General features: G+C 54.1%; 2 protein-coding genes and 1 pseudogene. 2 read left to right on the top strand and 1 reads right to left on the bottom strand.

Translation table 11 applies throughout. The annotated features are described in order from the left end of the window. Positions 1-313: hypothetical protein (locus tag AWU74_RS06720; protein WP_238580217.1), on the top strand; the 313-nt coding region annotated here is incomplete at its 5' end. 57 nt (positions 314-370) lie between these two features. Next, complete coding sequence (locus AWU74_RS06715) at positions 371-658, top strand: hypothetical protein (RefSeq protein ID WP_062328658.1); 288 nt, start codon at positions 371-373, stop codon at positions 656-658. Here AWU74_RS06715 and AWU74_RS10695 read toward each other — a convergent pair. Then, positions 655-780 (bottom strand): annotated as a pseudogene (locus tag AWU74_RS10695) (IS5/IS1182 family transposase); the annotation flags it as partial. The gene AWU74_RS06715 and the pseudogene AWU74_RS10695 sit on opposite strands and share 4 nt — an antisense overlap.

Genomic DNA, 780 nt, shown 5'->3' with positions numbered 1-780 from the left:
GCGCCGGACATACTTTATGCTTTTTTACATCTTAACCATAGTGGAGGGAAAGGTGAACGCAGCGGGAAGGCTTTTGACCGCCGCTATAGCGGCAGGCGTCTTGGGAGTCGAGGCGGGCGCGTTTTTCGCCTGCCGACAGGAACTGATGCCAAATGCAAAAAATGGGACAACAAGCGCGGAACGCAAACCTAGTCGTGCAAAGTACGACGACGGGGACTACGATTTCTACTTCAAGAACGGTAAACATATTCATGGAGACTGCGACAGGTACAATTCGGACGCAGGCGGAAAAACGACGATTTACGAATGGTAACAGAGCGACATTAACGGCTGGGAGAAACGCCTGAAGGCGGCGGGAATAAATCCTGAGGTGTACCGGACGTCCAAGCCCAAGTATTGCTGGGCGCGCTTCGACACGAGGCTGCTGCACGGCGTCGGGTGGGAAGGCAGAGGGCTTAACCTTGACTACACCGATGAAGCGGACATTCTGACGAAAAACGGAACGCGGCTGAACGTCAAACGCCCGTATGGACTGCATTATGCGCCCGCGCGCGGAAACTTTATCAATTCGCTTGATAAAGACTATTGGCACTTTATCCCAAACTTTCCGAAGCCCAGAAGGGGCGGGACGTGCCGGCAATGCTCTTCGTATTCCTAGGTAGCGTGGACTGGAAGGTAGAGAAACAAACACCTGACATGAATGGCGGCGATGAAGGAAGCGGTGAGCTTTGCATAGCGCGTAGCAATTCCCCGCCAGCGCTTGAGGGCACGGAAGACGGT

This window comes from Treponema endosymbiont of Eucomonympha sp., from assembly GCF_001028545.1.
Note: the sequence above shows the minus strand (reverse complement) of the source record. Positions and strands in the feature narration are given on the sequence as shown.